This is a genomic window from Streptomyces sp. NPDC102278 (assembly GCF_044766345.1).
Taxonomy (GTDB): domain Bacteria; phylum Actinomycetota; class Actinomycetes; order Streptomycetales; family Streptomycetaceae; genus Streptomyces.
The window spans coordinates 496,336-514,918 of record NZ_JBIWLV010000004.1; the positions used below are offsets into that span (position 1 = coordinate 496,336).

The following is an 18,583-nucleotide window of genomic DNA, read 5'->3' on the forward strand; positions in this document are numbered from 1 at the left end:
TCGGCGCTCAGAACCTCTCCGGGTACACGAGGGCGAGGATGAGGTAACCGAGCAGGGAGACGGCGACCAGCAGGCCGACGATGTTCTCGACCGTCACAGCTTGGTCACCCCCCGGGCGATGAAGGCCACCAGCGCGAAGACCGCGACCGTGGTGACGACGAAGGCCAGATCGGCCACCGTGAGCTCCTGGATGAAGAGGGAAGTGATGAATCGGCCAGATGGCCGATGACGAGACAACCGTGTCCCCAGCCGGGGGTTGAGCCACCTTGACGGGCTCCATACGGACGCCGGGGAACTCTTGATGGCGTCCATACGCGAGCGGTCGTGAACCGCCGTTCAGCCCTGAGGGGACAGGTCGGCCGTGTCCAGGGCGCCGCCCGCCCGGGCGGTCTTCTTCGGGGGAGGGGCGTCCGGAGAGCGGGTCGGCGCCCGTGCGCTCGGGCCGCTGTCGCCGTCGGCGACGAGCGTGCTCGTGCTCCTCACCCTCCCCGCCGCCGGCGTCTCAGACGCCGATGTCCCGGCTCCAGTGGTCCGCCAGTGTTTCGCGCCGGACGAGGAGCCGGGCCGTGTCCTCGTGGACGGCGACGACGGCGGGGCGGCCGACCAGGTTGTAGCCGGAGGCCATGGACAGTTGGTAGGCGCCGGCCACCGGTACGGCCAGCAGGTCGCCGGGGCGGATGTCGCCCGGCAAGGGGACGTCGGAGGCGAGGATGTCGCCCGCCTCGCAGTGCCGGCCCACGACCGTGGCCGTACGGGGCCCCGCCGTCGAGTGGCGGCCGACGAGCCGGGGCGCGTACCGCACTCCGTACAGGGCGGGGCGCGGGTTGTCGCTCATGCCGCCGTCGACGGCGACGAACACCTTCTCGCCGGTGTGCTTGACGGTGAGCACCCGGTAGAGGGCGACGCCGGCGGGGCCCACGACGGCGCGTCCGGGTTCGACGGCGAGCCGGGGCACGGGCAGCCCCGCGGCGGCGCAGCCGTCGACGAGTTCGGTGCGCGTGCGCCGGGCGAGCGAGGTGAGGTCGAGGGCGGGTTCGCCCGGCCGGTAGGCGATGCCGTGGCCGCCGCCCATGTCGAGTTCGGGCAGGACCACGCCGTGCGCGTCACGGATGCGGGCCATCAGCCCGATCACGCGCCGCAGGGCGACCAGGTAGGGCTTCACCTCGGTGATCTGGGACCCGATGTGGCAGTGCAAGCCGGTCAGTTCGAGCTGCGGCAGACCCAGGATCCGGGTGACGGCGTGCTGTGCGCCGCCGTCGGTGAGGGACAGGCCGAACTTCTGGTCGTCCGTACCCGTACGGATCTTGTCGTGGCCGCCGGCCGAGACGCCCGGGACCACCCGCACCATGACCTTCTGGCGGCCGCCCGGGGCGACGGCGGCGGCGATCCTGGCGATCTCGGACGGGCTGTCGATCACGATCCGTCCCACACCGAGGCGCAGCGCGGACTCCAGGTCGCGGGGGGACTTCGCGTTTCCGTGCAGCACGATGCGCTCGGGCGGGAATCCGGCGGTGACGGCGAGCTCCAACTCCCCGGCCGAGCACACGTCCAGGCCCAGCCCCTCCTCCCGTACCCAGCGCACCATCGTGCGGGAGAGGAATGCCTTGGCCGCGTACAGCACGTCCGCGTCGGGGAAGACCTCGCGGTACGTCCGGCAGCGCCCGCGCACCTCGCCCTCGTCCAGTACGTAGACGGGGGTGTCGAACCGCTCGGCGATCTCTGTGAGGGAGACTCCGCCGACGGCCAGGCCGCCGTGCGGGAGCGGTTTCGCGGACGCGGGCCACACGGACAGCTCACCGCCATCGGCGGGCGTCTGCGGAAGAACGTCGATGGCCATGTTCTGCTCCTCTTCAGGCCGTGCGGGTTCGGGCCGTGCGGGTTCGGGCCGTGCTGGTTCAGGCCGTACGGGCCGTGGTCCCGGACACCCGCGGGAGCGGGGATCCGGCGCCCGCCGCGGTGACCGGGGGCGCGGTGAGAGCCGGGTCCACGGTCAGCAGCGATGCGCCGAGCGGCCCGGCCACCGCACGGAGTGCGGCCGCGGAGAGCCGGATCCAGGGCTGGGCCGTCCCGAGCGTGGCGGCCAGCCGTTCCGGGCTGGTGAAACCCACGGCGGTACGGGCTCCCAGCGGGGTGCGGAACAGCCGCACGACGACGTGTGCTCCTCCCGGCCGGGCGGGCACGTACAGAGGCCCGGCCGGGCCCTGTTCCTCGGGCTCGGAATCGGATTCGTCGAACTGGAACAGGCACATGGGGTCCTCCTCGGGGAACCACGAGCGGCGGGTGACGCCCCGGCGCGGGGAGGCGGTCCGGGGCGTGCAACCGAAGCTATCCCCGTCCCCGCGCCCCGGCGGCCACCCCGTAACGGGACCCATACGGCCGCCGGCCCACTCCATACGCGTCACTGACGGCGGGATCCGGATTCCGTCAACAGGGCGTCGGGGTTGTGGGTCCGCCCGCCAGAACCCCGTAAAGGGCATGGCCGCGCCGTGCCGGGCGGCCCTTCCATGGGGGCCGGCGACTGGACGACGAGGAGAGGGGACAGGCCGTGCGGAGAGTGGTGGTCGGCGTGACCGGCACCCTGGGGAGTCTGGCCGCCCTGCACAGGGCGGCCGCGGAGGCCCGCGTACGCGATGCGGAGCTGAGGGTCGTCCTGGCGTGGCAGGCGCCGGGCGGTGAACTCGGCGGTCGCAACGGTCTCGGCCCCTGCGCCCTGGCGCAATGCCGTACGGCCGCCGTCGAAAGACTGCGCGAGGTACTCGACACTGCGTTCCGTGCGGCGAAGCCCGGAGTCACCCTCGCGGGCCTCACCGTACGGGGTGCCCCCGGCGCCGCCCTGGTGGACGCCGCCCGCGGCGTGGAGGACATCCTGGTCGTCGGCACCGGCTCACGTGCCCCGTTGCGCCGCCTGCTGCGTCCCTCGGTGGCCCGCTACTGCCTGGCGCACGCGGCCTGCCCGGTACTCGTCGTGCCGCCCTCGCCCCTACAGGTCGAATTCGACGCGGCGCACCGACGCAACTTCTGGAGGATCCCCTTGGACCCGCGGGAGTTGGCCCCGTGATCCGGCGGCTCCCGGGTTGCCGCGCCGCGTGATCCGGCGGACCCGGGGTTGCCGCGCCGCGGCTTCGGCAGGTCAGTTTCCGCGGGGTGCGTACATGATCACAGCCATGCCGGCGAGGCAGATCAGGGCGCCGATGACGTCGGGGCGGTCGGGGCGGTAGCCGTCGGCGACCATGCCCCAGGCGATGGAGCCGGCGACGAAGACGCCACCGTAGGCGGCGAGGATGCGACCGAAATCGTCGTCGGACTGGAAGGTGGCGACCACTGCGTACAGGCCGAGTGCGATGACGCCCGCGCCGATCCAGACCCGGCCCTTGTGCTCGCGGATGCCCTGCCAGACGAGCCAGGCGCCGCCGATCTCGAAGAGGGCGGCCACGGCGAACAGGGCGATGGAACGAGCGACGGTCATACGCGCGACCCTAACGCCGGCGCGCCGCCGACCCGCACGGACCCGTCCGGACGCGGGGACGAAGGGAACGTGCCGCGCGGCGCGAGCGCCCCTACGCTTGAGGGGATACCTCCGGACCGCGGCGGGAGGCCACCCATGAGCAGGCGTTGGACCGCGCGTCTGGCCCTCGCGGCAGGCGTGGCCGCGCCGGCGGTGCCGGCGGTCTTCGCGGGCCTCGGGAGCCTGGTGCTCATGGGGGTGGGGTGGGCAGGCCTGGTGCTCACGGCGGCCGGTGGCTGGTGGACGCTCACCCACACCGGCTGGATCAGGGTGGCGGCCGGGACGCTGGTGGTCACCGCGCCGCTCGCTGTTCTGGTCCTGTACGCGGTCGCCGGACTGTTGTGGGTCGTACTGGTCTCGCTCGGTCTGTGGGCGTTGGCCGTTTCCGCGGGCAGGGCCGCACTCGCGGACGACGACACCGCGCCGAGCGTGTCGCCGCGGTCCGTCAGCCGCGCCGAGCACCCGTTCCTGATCATGAACCCGCTTTCGGGGGGCGGGAAGGTCGAAAGGTTCCGCCTGGCGGAGCGGGCCAGGGCGAAGGGGGCCGAGGTCGTCGTGCTGGACCGGACCGGACGGCAGGACGTGGCCGAACTGGCGCGGCGGGCCGTTCGGGGCGGGGCGGACCTGCTCGGCGTCGCGGGGGGCGACGGTACGCAGGCACTGGTCGCCGGCGTGGCCGCGGAGCACGACATACCGTTCATGGTCATCGGCGCCGGCACCCGCAACCACTTCGCCATGGATCTGGGCCTGGACCGGGAGGATCCCTCCAGGTGTCTGGAGGCACTGGACGACGGCGTCGAACTGCGCGTCGACCTCGGCCATCTCCGCGGCGGAGGGCCGGTGGGTCCGAGCGCGGAGCGCGTCTTCATCAACAACGCCTCGTTCGGCGTGTACGCGGAAGTCGTGCGGAGTCCCGCCTACCGCGACGACAAGGCCCGCACCATCCTGGAGATGCTGCCGGACCTGCTGACCCACCAGAGCGGCGCGGTGTTGAGCGTCCGTGCCGGATCCCTGGCCGTGGAGGGCCCCCAGGCCGTACTGGTGAGCAACAACCCCTACGCGAGGGGCGACTCGGCGGGCCTGGGGCGCCGCCGGAGACTGGACTCCGGCGAGCTCGGGTTGCTGTGCGTCGGCGTCGGCAACGCCGCCGAGGCGACGGAACTCCTGCTGCGGGGCGGGCAGGGCCGCGGGCTGACCGCGGCCACCGCCCGAGAGGTCGTCGTCGACGCCGACGTCCCCGTCATTCCGGTCGGGGTCGACGGCGAGGCCCTGACGTTTCCCACTCCGGTGCGCTGTCGTCTCGCGCCCGGCGCGCTGCGGGTGCGCGTACCCCGGCACCGGCCGGGCGCGCCACGCGTCGCACCACCGATGGACTGGCGCCGGGTACGCGCTCTGGCGCTGACGATGGGACGGGTCGCGGCTGGGCGCGGTACGGCTTGATCGGCGGTGATGATGCCGGCGGGCCCGGGGTCCGTTCCGGCGCCATGGCGGGCTTTCAGCCGGGGTGCCGCTCGGGGACGCGCAGGGCCAGGAGGGCCGTGTCGTCGCTGGTCCATCCTTCGTGCCGGGCGGCCAGGGCGCGGTTGATGTGGGCGATGGTGTCGCCGGCGTTCAGGCCCGCCGTGGCGGCGAGGGTGCGGGCCAGGTCGGCGTCGTCGAACACGTCGTGATCGCGGTCGGGGGCCCCGGGGCGGGCGCGTGCCTCGGTCGCGCCGTCGGTGTAGAGGAGGAGCAGGTCGCCCGGGGCGAGGCGGAACCTGGCGTCGACCAGGCGGATGGGGTCGAAGACGCCGAGGAGTTGCCCGGCCGCGCCGATCTCGCGGACGGTGCCGTCGGCTCGGCGGACGAGGGCGGGCGGGTGGCCGGCCAGGGCGAGCGTTCCCGCGAGCCCGCCGGGGGTGGTCCGGAAGCGGGCGTAGACGGCGGTGAGGAAACGCGGAGCGTGCTGGGCGAGCATCGCGGTGTTCAGGCGGCCGAGGAGACCGGCCGGGGAACGGTTCTCCCCGGCCTCGGCGCGGATCGTGTACCGGGCCATGGAGGACGCCTGGGCGGCCTGCACCCCCTTTCCGCACACGTCGCCCAGGACCGCGGCCCAGGACGAGCCGCGGGTGCGGAAAAGGTCGTAGAAGTCGCCGCCGACCTCGATGTCGGAACGGCCCGCGCGGGAGGCCGGCAGGTAGGAGGCCGCCACCTCGACGCCCGGTACCCGCGGCAGGGCGGGCGGCAGCAGGCCCTGCTGGAGCGAGTGGGCCAGGTCCGCCGAGAGGGTGTGCGCCTTGCGGGCGGCGGTCAGGGACTGGCGCAGGCCGATCTCCGCGCCGACCGAGCGGGCGAGCGTCTCCAGCGTGGTCAGGTCCGCGGGCGTCCAGACGCGGGGGCTGTCGTCGATGACGCAGAAGCTGCCCAGCACCTCGCCGCCGGCCGCGAGCAGGGGATACCCGGCCCAGGCGCCGATGCTCATCGAGCCGACCGAGGGATGGTCACGGGTGCGGGGGTCGTTGGCGGCGTCGTCCACCACGAACGGCGCCCCGTCGAGACCGATCAGGAAGTGGCAGAAGCTCTCCTCCACCGGATTCTGCCGGTCCTCGATCGCGGTCGCGTCGACCCCGACGCAGGCCTTCCAGAACGAGCGCCGGTCATCCACCAGCGTGATGAACGCCCGCCCCGAGGCGGTGACCCGGGCGGCGAGGCCCGCGAGGTCCTCGAAGACCTGCTCCGGCCCGGTGTCGAGCAGCTCCGTGGCCGCGACCGCGGCCAACCGCGCCCGGTCCCGCAGCTGTCTCGGCAACCCGTCCTTCTTCTCCCGCACCATCTTCTCCCGCACCAACACTCCCACACCCGTCGTCAAGGCCCGCCCCCTCGCCGCGACCGAACCCGCCGAACCTGCCGAACCCGCCGAACCCGCCGAACCGCAGTCTTCGAGTGTCTGTCCGCACGACAGCCAATCACGCCGTACGTCGCCCGCCCAACCTCCGCCCGCGTCCGGTCCGCGCACGGCGAGGAGCGCGCCTTGCGAAACGGACCGGCGGTCCGTATGTTTGAACTATGCGGACCGCCGGTCCGTTTTGGATCGGCCGTCGCCGCGCCTTCGAGCAGAATGGAAACCTCGAACATGCCCCTCCCCACGGCTCCCGCCGAGCTCTACCGTCACGGTCTGCGACTCCTGCTGGAGAAGGACGTCCCCGCCTGGGTGGATCTGTGGGACGAGAACGGGATCCTGGAGTTCCCCTTCGCGCCCCCGGGCCGACCGCAGCGGCTGGAAGGGCGGGCGGCCATCGCGGACTACATGCGCCCCTACCCGGACCACATCGACCTCCACGACTTCCCCGAGGTGACGGTCCACCAGACCACCGTCCCCGAAACGATCGTGGTGGAAATGCGCGGCGTCGGCCGCCTGGTGAAGACCGGCGGCCCCTTCGACATGACCTACATCGCCGTGGTCACGGTCGAGGACGGGCTCATCACCTCCTACCGTGACTACTGGAATCCACTCGCCGTGCAGGAGTCCGGCGCCGACTTCGCAGGAGCCGATCGATGAGCGGCCTCGACGGCACCCTGGTCATCGGTGCCACCGGCACCACCGGCCGCCGCGTCACCGCAGGCCTCCTCGCCGAGGGGCACCACGTCAAGGCCGCCGGACGCACCGCCACGCCGGTGGAGGGCGCGCAGGCGGTCCGCTTCGACTGGAACGAGCCCACGACCTGGGGCGATGCCCTGTACGGGGTCGAACGCGTCTACCTCGTCCCGCCCATCGGTTCCTCCGACCCGGCCACGGTCATGCTGCCCTTCCTCCGCGAGGCGCGTACGGCCGGTGTGCGACGGGCGGTGCTGCTCAGCGCGTCGGCGATCCCCGCGGGCGGTCCCGCCGTGGGACAGGTCCACCAGGTACTGCCCGACCTGTTCGAGCAGTGGGCGGTGTTGCGGCCCTCCTGGTTCATGCAGAACTTCACCGGATCCACCCCGCACGCCCGCAGCATCCGGGAGGGCGGCGACATCCGGACGGCCTCGGGCGACGGTCGCATCGGATTCGTCGACGCGCGGGACATCGCCGCGGTCGCCGTACGCGCCCTGACCGACGCGAAGGCCCCCGACACCGATCTGATCCTGACCGGTCCGCAGACCCTGAGCCACGACGACGTCGCCGCGATCCTCACCGAGGCCACCGGCCGGACCGTCGTGCACCGGCACCTGACCTTCGACCAGCTGCGCGATCGTTGGGCAGCCGAGATCCCGCTGGAGTTCGCCACCATGCTGGCCGCCATGGACCGCGCCATCGCCGACGGCGCGGAGGACCGCACCACGGACACCGTCGAACGCCTCACCGGCCGTCCTGCGGGCACCTTCCGCGCCTTCGTCGAAAGGGAGGTCGTACGCGGGAAGGACGAGTGACGGGAGGTCGTGTGAAGGCAGGCCGGGTGAGCGTGGAGGCAGGCCGGATGAGCGGCCCCGTACCGGTGGCGGGATCGGCGAGCGCACGCGGGAACACGTATCTTCGACTGGCTCGACGACGCCACGAACCGATCCGCCGCATCCCGGGCGGACCACCGGTGACGGGCCGAAGACCAAGGAGGACCCGTGGCCCAGCGCACGGAACGCGCGGACGCCCTGCGCAACCGAGAAGCCGTACTGGCGGCGGCAGACGCCCTCTTCTGCGCCAGCGGCAGCCCGCAGAGCGTGTCGATGGACGACATCGCCGCGGCCGCGGGCGTCGGCAAGGGCACCCTCTTCCGCCGCTTCGGTGACCGCGCGGGCCTGATCGGCGCCGTGATCGCCTCCCGCATGGAACCCTTGCAGCAGGCGGTGCGGGAGGCGCAGGAGGCGGCCGGCTCCTCGCCGCGCCAACGGGTGGCGGACCTCCTGGACGCCTCGTTGCGCTTCAAGATCGAGAACCGGAACCTGATGACGGCCGCGGAGGACGCCGGGCTCAGCAGCCCCTACCGGGCCGAGCACTACGGCTGGTGGCACGGAGTCCTGCGTACGGCACTGGCTCAAGTGCCGGGTGTGCACGACGCGGACTTCACCGCCCACGCCCTGCTGGCCACCATCCGCGCCGACCTCGTGGCGCACCTGATCGACGAGCAGGGGATGGACGCGGAAGGCCTGCGGACCTCACTCGCGGCGTACATCGACAACGTCCTCGGCGCGGCCGACTGAGCCCCGCCCCACCGATGCCGGCCGATTGCCTCCGCGCCGGCGGACTCATGCGCCGGTGACGGTGCACGAGCGCCGAGGTGGCGGCGGGCCCGACGCGTCCGAGCGCCCGAAGCCGCGCGGAGGCCCGCTCGGCCGTGATGGTGCGGGTCGCCCCGCCACGGTGACTCGGACAGCGCACCGATGAGGCATCGACGGCGACTCCGGGCCCCGCGGACCTGCACGGCGCCGTTGCGCTCGGATCGCGCAGACGGAAGGAAAGCACGCGAAACCCATGCCGCGTGACCGCTTTCTCATTCACCCAAGATGACAGGGGACTCTTTGCCGCGATTCGGGGCCGCGGGAATCGACGGAGTGTCGAGGAGGAGAATTTCCATGAGCGTTCAGCGGTGAGTGAAACCCTGCCTCGCGGCGACATGCTCCGGGTATACGTGCAGCACCGTCACACGAAAGGCGTCTGTTCAGCATGCCGCGAATCAACGTAAGCGCCGAGAAGGACCGCAGCGTCGAACTCCACTACGAGGACTTCGGGCGGGGCCGCCCGGTCGTCCTCATCCATGGCTGGCCGCTGAGCGGCCGCTCGTGGGAACCGCAGATCGGTCCGTTGGTCGAGGCCGGCCACCGGGTGATCACCTACGACCGGCGCGGGTTCGGCTCCTCGTCACAGCCCTGGGAGGGGTACGACTACGACACCCTGGCCGGGGACCTGGACGCCCTCCTGACCCACCTCGACCTGCGCGACGTCACACTGGTCGGATTCTCCATGGGCGGCGGAGAGGTGGTGCGTTACCTTCACAACTACGGCAGCAGGCGCATCCGGCAGGCGGTCCTGGCCGCGGCGGTCCCCCCGTACCTCCACAAGAACACCGACAACCCGGACGGCGGCCTCGACGACGCCACGATCGCCCGGTTCCAGGACGGCGTGCGCGGCGACCGGCCCGCGTTCCTGGACGGGTTCGTCACCGGCTTCTTCCAGGCCGGCGACGACACCGGCCTCGTCAGCGAGGCGCAGCACCGCTACCACGTACACCTGGCAGAGGCGGCTTCCCCCAAGGGGACCCTGGACTGCATCGACGCCTTCGCACGCACGGACTTCCGTGACGACCTCGCCCGGGTCGACGTGCCCACCCTGATCATCCACGGCAGCCAGGACGCCATCGTGCCCTTCGAGGTCAGCGGCATGCGCTCCCACGAAGCCCTGCGGGACAGCAGCCTCGCCCTGATCGAAGGGGCCCCGCACGGGCTCAACCTCACGCACGCGAAGGAATTCAACCAGCACCTGACGGAATTCCTCGCCAAGTGACCGCCCGCCCCCTGTCCGCACCCGGTGTGGTGCGGACAAGGGGCGCGTTCGTGTCACGGGGAGCGCTTCGGTTGAAGGAATTGAAGTAACGGTTCTCTTTTACGGCGTCAAGAAATGGCCCCGCGCGTCGGACGAGGACGCACGGGATTGGCCGGCGAGCCGGCGCGCCGGAAGCGGCCTTTCGGTGCGTGCGAAGGGCCGGCGCCACGGGGTCGTTGCCGCTCCTCAGATGCGCCGCGTGGCCAGCCTCTTTCCGTCCGCCCCGAGCACCAGGACGTTCCTGGCGGTACCGGCCCGACCGTGATCGCCGTCCCACCACTCGACGAAACTCTGGGCAAGCGCTTCAGCGGCGGGCTTTCCGGATTCTGCCGAGTGGTCCGTGCTCAACTCAACGTCATAGTCGTGTTCGGTCAGTTGGGCCACGGTCAGCACGCGGGCGTGATCGAGCTGCTGCGCTTGACCCCCGGTACGAGCCCAGGCGCGGAACCGCTCCAGCATCTCAGCGTCCGTGGTCCGCCTGGTCACGGGGCCGCTGGGCAACTGCTCAGGGACGTGGGCGACGCCGTTGAGGCAGCCTCGCACCCAGGAGCCACGGTCCATCTCGGCGCCGCCGTCGGCCTGCAGGGCTCGGCGCGTACAACCGCCCCACACGGTCTCGCGTACGGCCGCCCCCTTGCCCGAGGAGTCGTGGACGGCCTTGCCCACGGTGTATCCCGCGCGATAGGCGGCAACGTGTGCGGGCTCGGCAGGCGAGCCGGACTCGGGTGTCGGGCCGTCGAAGGGCTTATCGCTGCCACAGCCGACCAGGCCGATCAACGCGGCGACGGCCATGCCGAGTAAACAGACTGATCGGTGATTCACGATTCCCCCTGGGTGTGGACTGCCACCCCATGAGAGGGCATCCCGGGCCCCTGGGTCGCACCGGCCGAGCATCGTTTCGCGTCGCGCCTCCGAACCGGCGGGCCCCTCGCCGCGCCAGGCGAGCGCCGCTCCTTCCCACATGCACACCAGGCGTGATGGCCCCGTCACCCCGCGCGCCTTACGGAAACCTGCACATCGTGTGCGCGAGTGCGACAACTCACCTTCCTCGACTGCGGTATGGGCGTGTATGTCCTGTCCGTTTGTGGTCGGTTCATATGGATTGGTTCCGTGTAAGCAAGGGAAGGTCCACATCTGTTACTCGATTGTGTGAAGAAGCCGTCACCATTCAGTGAATCAAGCTGCACTTCAGCCCTCCGGAGCGCCCATCCGGCCGTGAGAGGGCGTCAACGGGATTGGTTCGGCGGCCCGTTCGCGTGCTTTCATCTTGCCCATTGCGGCAGGCGAAACGGCGACCCGGTTTCGGGCCGTCCGGCCGCCGCACGAATGAATTCCTCCCCCCAATGAAAGGTGCGCGTCATGCGTAACGACATCGAGACCCGCGAGATCGCCGACACCGAGCTGGACGCCGTCTCCGGCGGCATCATCGGCGTGTCCGGTGGCCTGGTCGGTGCCGTGACCAGCGATGTCAGCAACGTCCTGGGCTCCCTGAACACCGTCCAGGCCGCCACGGGCATCGTGTCCCAGGTCCCCGGCGTGGTCACGGGCGTCACCGGCGTTTCGGTGAACACCGGTATCGCCGGTCTCTGATCGGGATATCCCCATGAACCCCGGAGCGTCCCCCACGGCTCCGGGGTTCCTGGCTGCCCGCACGTCTGCGGCCGACCCATACGAATGCAGTCGAAGGAATAGTCCGTGCAGTTTCGCCAAAAGGCTCTTTCCAAGCTGCAATCGCCCGAAGAACTCGACTTGCCCGTACGATTCGCGCGCCCGCAAGGGCGGCTCGTCCTGGCCGTCACGGTCATCGTCATGGCCGCCGCGAGTTTCTGGGCCCTCACCGCAGCCGTGTCCTCCAAGCTGAGCGCACCAGGCATCCTCACCCACGCCGAGGGAAGTTACGTGCTGCAAACCCCGGTGGCGGGACAGGTCACCGCGGTCCTCGCCGAGGAGGGCGCGATGCTGGCCGCGGGGGCGCCGCTGCTCAACGTCCGTACGGCGCAGGGCGACCGGCCCGTGCGCGTGGTGACCGGCGGCCGGCTGGCGACAGTGGTGGCCAAGGTGGGTTCGGTCGTCGCCACCGGCGCGGACGTGGCGACCGTGGAACGCGTGAAGAACCCGCAGGACCCCCTGGTGGCCGTGCTGTACGTGCCCGGCGGCAGCGCGTCGGGGATACCGGTGGGCGCCCCCGTGGACCTGAACGTCCAATCCGTCCCGCAGCAGCGGTTCGGCACGCTGCGCGGCCGCGTCAAGGCGGTCGGCCGCACGCCGCAGACCGCGGCGCAGATCGGCGGGTTCCTGGGCGACGGCGGGCTCGCCGAACAGTTCACCCGCGAGGGCAACCCGGTCGCGGTGCTCGTACAGCTCGACCCCTCCACCTCCACCCCGTCCGGCTACCGCTGGTCTTCCGCGGACGGCCCGCCGTACGACCTCCCGTCGAGGACACCGGTCACCGGGGCCGTCCACCTCGCGGTGCAGCGCCCCGTCGACTGGCTGCTGCCGTGAGCGCGCCGCCGACCGGCACGCCGCCGCAGCTCCCTGCCGCCGGGCACCGGCGGCACCGCCCGGAACCCAGGGGCGGTGCCCGCCGCAAGCCCGCGCCCACCCCCAAGGGCAGGACGCCCCGCCCCGTACGCACCCCCACCGTCCTCCAGATGGAGGCGGTGGAATGCGGCGCCGCCGCCCTGGCCATGGTGCTCGGCCACCACGGCCGCTTCGTCCCCCTCGAAGAACTGCGCATCGCGTGCGGCGTCTCCCGCGACGGCTCCCGCGCCGGCAACCTCCTCAAAGCCGCCCGAGGTTACGGGCTCACGGCCAAGGGCATGCAGATGGGCCTGGCCGCGCTCGCCGAGGTGAAGGCCCCGGCCGTCCTCTTCTGGGAGTTCAACCACTACGTCGTCTACGACGGCATGGGCCGCCGCCTCGGCCGCAAGGGCGTGTACGTCAACGACCCGGGCAAGGGCCGCCGGTTCGTTCCCATGGACGAGTTCGACACCAGCTTCACCGGCGTCGTGCTCACCTTCGAGCCCGGCGACGGGTTCCGCCGCGGCGGCCGCAGGCCGGGCGTCCTGAGTGCCATGCCGGCACGCCTGCGGGGCACTTCGGGCACCATGGCCGCCGCGGTGCTCTCCAGCCTCCTCCTGGTGGCCGTCGGCGCCTCGGTGCCGGCCCTGAGCCGCACGTACATCGACATGTTCCTCATCGGACAGCAGACGTCCCTGCTGGAGGTGCTGTTCGCCTCGATGGCCGTCGCCCTCGTCCTCACCGCGACACTCACCGCGCTGCAACAGGCCAATCTGCTGCGCGGACGCATCATCTCCTCCACCCTGGGCGGCGCCCGCTTCTTCCGCCACCTGCTCAGGCTCCCGGTCACCTTCTACTCCCAGCGCAACCCGGCCGACCTCGTCCAACGCCTCCAGTCCAACGACACGGTCGCGGAGACCCTCGCCCGGGACCTGGCCGCGGCGGGCGTGGACGCCGCGGTGGTCGTGATCTACGCGGTGCTGCTGTGGACGTACGATCCGCAACTCACCCTGGTCGGTGTGGCCGTGGCGCTGTTCAACGTACTGGCCCTGCGGATCGTGATCCGGTTGAGGGCGACCGATACCCAGAAGTTGCGCGCCGAGAGCGCCCGGTTGACCAACACGTCCTACAGCGGCCTCCAACTCATCGAGACCATGAAGGCCACGGGCGGCGAGAACGGCTTCTTCCGGCGCTGGGCCGGACAGCACGCCGTCACCCTCGACGTACAGCAGCGCCTCGGCGTGCCCAGCGCGTGGCTCGCGATCGTCGCGCCCACGCTGGCGGCGTTCAACAGCGCGCTGATCCTGATGATCGGCGGCGTGCGGGCGGTGGAGGGGCACCTCACCGTGGGCCTGCTCGTGGCCTTCCAGGCACTCGTGACCAGCTTCACCGCGCCGATCTCCCGGCTGGGCGGTGTCGCGGGACGGATCCAGGACTTCGCGGCCGACGTCGCCCGCCTCAAGGACGTCGAGAACTTTCCCGTCGACCCGGTCTACTCGCGGCGCGAGCCGGCCGCCGGCACCCGACGCCTCAAGGGCCACGTGGAGCTGGAGCACGTCACGTTCGGCTACAGCCCACTGGACGCCCCGCTGCTCAAGGACTTCTCGCTCTCGGTCGGCCCCGGCCGGCAGGTCGCGCTCGTCGGCGGCTCCGGCAGCGGCAAGTCCACCGTCTCCCGGCTGATCTCGGGCCTCCACACCCCCTGGGAGGGGACCATCCGCATCGACGGGATGCGGCTGGAGGACATCCCGCGCGGCACGCTGGCCGCCTCCGTCTCCTTCGTCGACCAGGACGTCTTCCTCTTCGAAGGCACCGTCCGCGACAACGTCGCGCTGTGGGACCCCTCCATCCCGGACGAGGCCGTCGTCGCCGCCCTCCAGGACGCCGCCGTGTACGACGTGGTCGCCCGCCGCCCCGGTGGCATCCACAGCCGCGTCGAGCAGGACGGTCGCAACTTCTCCGGCGGTCAGCGACAGCGCCTGGAGATCGCCCGGGCACTGGTGCGCCGCCCCAGCGTCATGGTGCTCGACGAGGTGACCAGCGCCCTGGACGCGGTGACCGAGCAGACCATCATCGACAACCTGCGCCGCCGCGGCTGCGCCTGCGTGGTCATCGCCCACCGGCTGAGCACGGTGCGCGACAGCGACGAGATCGTCGTGCTCGACCGGGGCGCGATAGTGGAACGCGGCCGGCACGAGCACCTGGTCGCCGCGCGGGGCCCGTACGCCGAACTGGTCAAGGAGCACTGAGGTGACGCACGCCCACCAGGCCGCCCCCACCACGGCCACCCACGCCACCACCCACGCCACCGGCGGCCCACCGGGCGGAGCCCCGGACCAGGTCGTCGCGGCACTGGGCGTGTTGGGTTCGCCGGTCGACTGCACGGGCCTGCGCAGCCTGTCCCTGGAGGGCCCGCTCGTCCTGTGGCTGGTCGTGCGGGGCGAACTGGACCTGTTCGCCGTCGACGCCACACAGGCAGGGCACTGGCACTTCCTGGGCCGGCTGGAGCCGGGCACGCTGCTGCTGGGCCCGGCCGAGGGCCCTCACCACACCCTGGTCGGCCGGCCCTTGCAGGGGTGTCGGCTGCGGCGCATCGAACTCCGGGAGTTGTACCGCCCGGAGTACGGCGACCCGATCCACGGCAACGGATTCCACGCCGAGCAGTTCCACGCCGAGAAGTTCCACGCCGAGCAGGTCCACGCCGGGACGTGGTACGCCGATCAAACGGGGTACGGGGCGCACGCCGGCGGGCGGCCGAGCCCCCTGGAGGACGCCTTCACGCGCGGCATCGGCCGCGGCCTGCGCGTGCTCTACCAGGCACCGCTGGACGGCGGCGCCACCGACGGACACGGTGCGGCCGACGACGACATCCTCTGGATGCAGATCAGCCCGGGCAGCGTCCAGTACGGCGCCGTGTACGAGACGGAGGCGGTGGGCACCCTCCTCGTCGACGCGGCGATGTGGCAGGGCATGGTCGACCAGCAGCACCGGCTGCTGTACGCCCTGGACGGCTGGATCGAACAGCTGGAGCGCGCGCACGAGGACCGTACGGCGGCCGGCATCGAGGCGGGCCGGGCGGCCCGTACCCAGGCGGACCGGACACTGCTCGCGTCCATCGTCCGCGACGGTCGGGACACCCACCGGAACGCGAGCGTCGACGCGACGTTCGCCGCGTGCCGCCTCGTTGCCGACGCGGCCCGCATCACCCTGTCCGAACCGGGCGAGGTCGCGGGCGCGCCCGGGCGGGCGGATCCCGTCGAGAGCATCGCGCTCGCCTCGCGGATCCGCACCCGCGAGGTGCGGCTCGCCGGACGCTGGTGGCGGGAGAACACCGGGCCGCTCGTGGGCCGCCGCGAGAAGGACGGCGCACCGGTCGCCCTGCTGTGGCGACGCGGCGGCTACGAGGCGGTCGACCCCGCCACCGGTACGCGCGAGCGCGTCGGCAAGAGCGACGAAGCCACCTTCGAGCCGCGCGCCGTCATGCTGTACCGCCCGCTGCCCGACGGGCGGGTGGGCCTGCCGGGGCTGCTGCGGTTCAGCGTGCGCGGAACCCTCCCGGAGCTGCGCAGCCTCGTCCTGGGCGGGCTGGTCGCGGTGGCCCTGGGCGCGCTGGTGCCCATCGCCACCGGCCGGGTCCTCGGCCGGTACGTCCCGCAGGGCGAGACCGGGCTCATCGTGCAGAGCGGGCTGGCGCTGATCGCGACGGGCATCGTCTCCGCCGCGTTCATGCTGCTGCAGAACACCTCGCTCCTGCGCATGGAGGGCCGCATCGAGGCCACCTTGCAGCCGGCGGTGTGGGACCGGTTGCTGCGGCTGCCGACGAAGTTCTTCGCGGGCCGTTCCACCGGCGAACTGGCCGGCGCGGCGATGGGCATCAGCGCGATCCGCCGCGTGTTGTCCGGCATCGGGCCGGTCTGCGTACAGGCGGGCGCCGTCGGCGCGATGAACCTCGTACTGCTGCTCGTCTACAGCGTGCCGCTGGCCATGGCGGCGCTGGCCATGCTGGTCGTCGTCGCGGCGGTCTTCCTGGGCCTGGGGCTGTGGCAGTTGCGCTACCAACGCCGGCTGATCGCGCTCGGATACCGACTCGACAACCAGGCCTTCCAGACCCTGCGCGGCCTGCCCAAGCTCCGCGTCGCCGCGTCCGAGAGCTTCGCCTACGCCGCGTGGGCGCGGGAGTTCGCCCGCACCCGCGACCTGCAACAGCGCATCGGCCGGATACAGAACGTCATCACGGTCCTGGGCGCCGTCTACCTGCCGCTGTGCACCCTGGTGATGTTCATGCTGCTGGCGGGCCCGGCCCGCGGCGCCATGTCCGCCGGTGAGTTCCTCACCTTCAGCACCGCGCTGACGATGCTGCTGTCCTCGGTGACGCAGCTGACCGGTGCGCTCATCTCGGCCGCCGCCGTGCTGCCGATGTTCGAGCAGGTCAAGCCGCTCCTGAGGGAGACCCCCGAGGCGGTCCGGTCCAGTACCCGGCCGGGTGAGCTCACCGGCGCCGTCGAGGCCAAGGACCTGTCGTACCGCTACGCCGACGACGGCCCGCTCGTACTCGACGGCGTCAACCTCCGCATCGGACAAGGCGAGTTCGTCGCGATCGTCGGAGCCAGCGGTTGCGGCAAGTCGACCCTGCTGCGACTGCTCATCGGCTTCGACAAGCCCGACTCCGGCAGCGTGCTGTACGACGGCCAGGACCTGGCGGCGCTCGACCAGGCCGCCGTGCGCCGACAGTGCGGCGTCGTGTTGCAGAACGCGCAGCCCTTCACCGGCTCGATCCTCGACTGCATCCGCGGCGCCGGGACGTTCTCGCTCGAAGAGGCCTGGGAAGCCGCCGCGATGGCGGGCCTGGCGCAGGACATCAAGGCCATGCCGATGGGCATGCACACCATGCTGTCCGACGGTGGAAGCACCGTCTCGGGCGGCCAGCGGCAACGACTGATGATCGCCCAGGCCCTCATCCGCAAGCCGCGCGTCCTGTTCTTCGACGAGGCCACCAGCGCGCTGGACAACGAGGCCCAGCGCGTGGTCGTCGAATCCACCCGCGCCCTGCGGGCCACCCGCGTCGTGATCGCCCACCGGCTCTCCACGATCATGGGGGCCGACCGGGTGATCGTCATGTCGGACGGCCGCGTCGTCCAGCAGGGCCCGCCCGCCGAACTGCTGGCCGACACGACCGGCCTCTTCCACGACCTGGTCCGCCGCCAGCTGAGCTGACGGTCCCCTCAGGCGCTGCCGGCGATCGCGTACGCCGCCGCGCCGGGGCGGTCCTGTTCGAAGGCCCGGAGCAGGTCCGCCGCGACGCTCACCGCGATCGTGGCGGGTTCCTTGCCGGTGATCCCGGTGATTCCGATCGGGGTCTTGATCCGGTCGATGCCGGCGGCGTCGTGGCCGCCCTCGTTGGCCAGGCGCTGCCGGAACCGCGCCCATTTGGCGGACGAGCCGATCAACCCGATCGAACCCAGACCGGGGGTGCGCAGGGAGGCGTCGCACAGCGCGGCGTCCTCGGCGTGATCGTGGGTCATGATCAGGACGTGGGCGCCGGCCGGCAGCTCCGCGAGCACCTCTTCCGGGAGGAGCGGTGTGTGGCGCACGTGGATCTGCGCCACGGCGTCGGCGAGCACGCCGAGCCGTTCGTCGGTGAGCATGTCGGGGCGGGTGTCGATCAGGTACAGATCGAGGTTCTGGCGGGCCAGGATGCGGGCCAGCTCCAGTCCGACGTGCCCGACGCCGAAGACCGCCACCGCCTGGACCACCGGCAGCGGTTCGAGCAGCACGGTCACGGCTCCGCCGCAGCACTGCACGCCGTGCCGGCCGGTGACCTTGTCGTTGAGGGCGAACTCCATCAGCTCCGGTTCCGGATCGACCGCGCCGTTGAGCTCGCGGGCCCGGTCGATGGCGACGGCCTCGATGTTGCCGCCGCCGATCGAACCCCACGTCTCGGTCCGTCCCACGACGAGTTTCGCACCGGCCCGGCGGGGCGCGTGGCCGCGCACGGTCGCGACGGTCACGAGCACGCCGGGTTCCCGGCGTGCCCGCAACCGCGCGACCGCGGCCACCCAACTCAT

At 71.9% G+C, this 18,583-nt stretch carries 19 protein-coding genes; 10 read left to right on the forward strand and 9 right to left on the reverse strand.

The genetic code is table 11. The features are described 5' to 3' along the window. Positions 1-7: 7 nt before the first annotated feature. The 5 genes from kdpF to ACIRO3_RS14480 form a co-directional block, all read right to left on the reverse strand. Positions 8-97 (reverse strand): K(+)-transporting ATPase subunit F, encoded by a 90-nt coding sequence (kdpF, locus tag ACIRO3_RS14460; RefSeq protein WP_267087884.1) that lies wholly within the window; start codon positions 95-97, stop codon positions 8-10. Continuing rightward, complete coding sequence (locus tag ACIRO3_RS14465) at positions 94-237, reverse strand: hypothetical protein (RefSeq protein ID WP_361778956.1); 144 nt, start codon at positions 235-237, stop codon at positions 94-96. The genes kdpF and ACIRO3_RS14465 overlap by 4 nt, the downstream gene beginning before the upstream one ends. Before the next feature lie 99 nt (positions 238-336). Then, on the reverse strand, positions 337-483 hold the full coding sequence (locus ACIRO3_RS14470) for a hypothetical protein (protein WP_404136216.1): 147 nt from the start codon (positions 481-483) through the stop codon (positions 337-339). A 19-nt stretch (positions 484-502) separates the two neighbouring features. Beyond that, on the reverse strand, positions 503-1,837 hold the full coding sequence (gene lysA, locus ACIRO3_RS14475; protein ID WP_404136219.1) for a diaminopimelate decarboxylase: 1,335 nt from the start codon (positions 1,835-1,837) through the stop codon (positions 503-505). 58 nt (positions 1,838-1,895) lie between these two features. After that, entirely contained in the window at positions 1,896-2,249 is a 354-nt protein-coding gene (locus ACIRO3_RS14480; RefSeq protein WP_361778962.1) for an SAV_915 family protein, read from the reverse strand. A gap of 305 nt (positions 2,250-2,554) precedes the next feature. On the opposite strand from ACIRO3_RS14480, the gene ACIRO3_RS14485 reads away from it, so the two are divergent. Next, positions 2,555-3,058, forward strand: coding sequence for a universal stress protein (locus tag ACIRO3_RS14485; protein WP_404136342.1), 504 nt, complete (start codon positions 2,555-2,557; stop codon positions 3,056-3,058). Positions 3,059-3,130: 72 nt separating this feature from the next. Here the strand turns inward: ACIRO3_RS14485 and ACIRO3_RS14490 are convergent, their stop codons facing one another. Next, entirely contained in the window at positions 3,131-3,466 is a 336-nt protein-coding gene (locus tag ACIRO3_RS14490) for a YnfA family protein (RefSeq protein WP_404136223.1), read from the reverse strand. 135 nt (positions 3,467-3,601) lie between these two features. On the opposite strand from ACIRO3_RS14490, the gene ACIRO3_RS14495 reads away from it, so the two are divergent. Further along, on the forward strand, positions 3,602-4,945 hold the full coding sequence (locus ACIRO3_RS14495) for a diacylglycerol/lipid kinase family protein (protein WP_404136226.1): 1,344 nt from the start codon (positions 3,602-3,604) through the stop codon (positions 4,943-4,945). Positions 4,946-5,000: 55 nt separating this feature from the next. On the opposite strand, the gene ACIRO3_RS14500 is transcribed toward ACIRO3_RS14495, so the two are convergent. Beyond that, positions 5,001-6,317 (reverse strand): PP2C family protein-serine/threonine phosphatase, encoded by a 1,317-nt coding sequence (locus ACIRO3_RS14500; RefSeq protein WP_404136345.1) that lies wholly within the window; start codon positions 6,315-6,317, stop codon positions 5,001-5,003. Positions 6,318-6,617: 300 nt separating this feature from the next. On the opposite strand from ACIRO3_RS14500, the gene ACIRO3_RS14505 reads away from it, so the two are divergent. The 4 genes from ACIRO3_RS14505 (at position 6,618) to ACIRO3_RS14520 (ending at position 9,959) form a co-directional block, all read left to right on the forward strand. Next, positions 6,618-7,043 carry a nuclear transport factor 2 family protein gene (locus ACIRO3_RS14505; RefSeq protein WP_404136229.1) on the forward strand — a complete coding sequence of 142 codons (426 nt, stop codon included), beginning with the start codon at positions 6,618-6,620 and terminating at the stop codon, positions 7,041-7,043. Beyond that, a complete protein-coding gene (locus ACIRO3_RS14510) occupies positions 7,040-7,894 on the forward strand; it encodes an NAD(P)H-binding protein (RefSeq protein WP_404136232.1) in 855 nt (284 codons plus the stop codon). Before ACIRO3_RS14505 ends, ACIRO3_RS14510 begins: the two co-directional genes overlap by 4 nt. Before the next feature lie 186 nt (positions 7,895-8,080). Further along, on the forward strand, positions 8,081-8,659 hold the full coding sequence (locus tag ACIRO3_RS14515; RefSeq protein ID WP_404136235.1) for a TetR/AcrR family transcriptional regulator: 579 nt from the start codon (positions 8,081-8,083) through the stop codon (positions 8,657-8,659). Between the two features lie 463 nt (positions 8,660-9,122). Then, on the forward strand, positions 9,123-9,959 hold the full coding sequence (locus ACIRO3_RS14520; RefSeq protein WP_404136238.1) for an alpha/beta fold hydrolase: 837 nt from the start codon (positions 9,123-9,125) through the stop codon (positions 9,957-9,959). A gap of 225 nt (positions 9,960-10,184) precedes the next feature. Here ACIRO3_RS14520 and ACIRO3_RS14525 read toward each other — a convergent pair whose 3' ends face one another. Next, positions 10,185-10,790, reverse strand: coding sequence for a hypothetical protein (locus ACIRO3_RS14525; protein ID WP_404136241.1), 606 nt, complete (start codon positions 10,788-10,790; stop codon positions 10,185-10,187). Positions 10,791-11,357: 567 nt separating this feature from the next. Between ACIRO3_RS14525 and ACIRO3_RS14530 the strand changes: the two genes are divergently transcribed. The 4 genes from ACIRO3_RS14530 (at position 11,358) to ACIRO3_RS14545 (ending at position 17,732) form a co-directional block, all read left to right on the forward strand. Continuing rightward, complete coding sequence (locus tag ACIRO3_RS14530; protein WP_053680387.1) at positions 11,358-11,588, forward strand: hypothetical protein; 231 nt, start codon at positions 11,358-11,360, stop codon at positions 11,586-11,588. 105 nt (positions 11,589-11,693) lie between these two features. Next, complete coding sequence (locus ACIRO3_RS14535) at positions 11,694-12,500, forward strand: HlyD family efflux transporter periplasmic adaptor subunit (protein ID WP_365999559.1); 807 nt, start codon at positions 11,694-11,696, stop codon at positions 12,498-12,500. Then, a complete protein-coding gene (locus tag ACIRO3_RS14540; protein ID WP_404136246.1) occupies positions 12,497-14,767 on the forward strand; it encodes an NHLP family bacteriocin export ABC transporter peptidase/permease/ATPase subunit in 2,271 nt (756 codons plus the stop codon). The genes ACIRO3_RS14535 and ACIRO3_RS14540 overlap by 4 nt, the downstream gene beginning before the upstream one ends. Position 14,768: 1 nt before the next feature. Then, positions 14,769-17,732: an NHLP bacteriocin export ABC transporter permease/ATPase subunit gene (locus ACIRO3_RS14545; RefSeq protein ID WP_404136249.1), complete on the forward strand. Its 2,964-nt coding sequence runs from the start codon at positions 14,769-14,771 to the stop codon at positions 17,730-17,732. Between the two features lie 8 nt (positions 17,733-17,740). Here the strand turns inward: ACIRO3_RS14545 and xdhC are convergent, their stop codons facing one another. Beyond that, positions 17,741-18,583, reverse strand: a complete 843-nt coding sequence (gene xdhC / locus ACIRO3_RS14550) for a xanthine dehydrogenase accessory protein XdhC (RefSeq protein WP_361779027.1) — start codon at positions 18,581-18,583, stop codon at positions 17,741-17,743.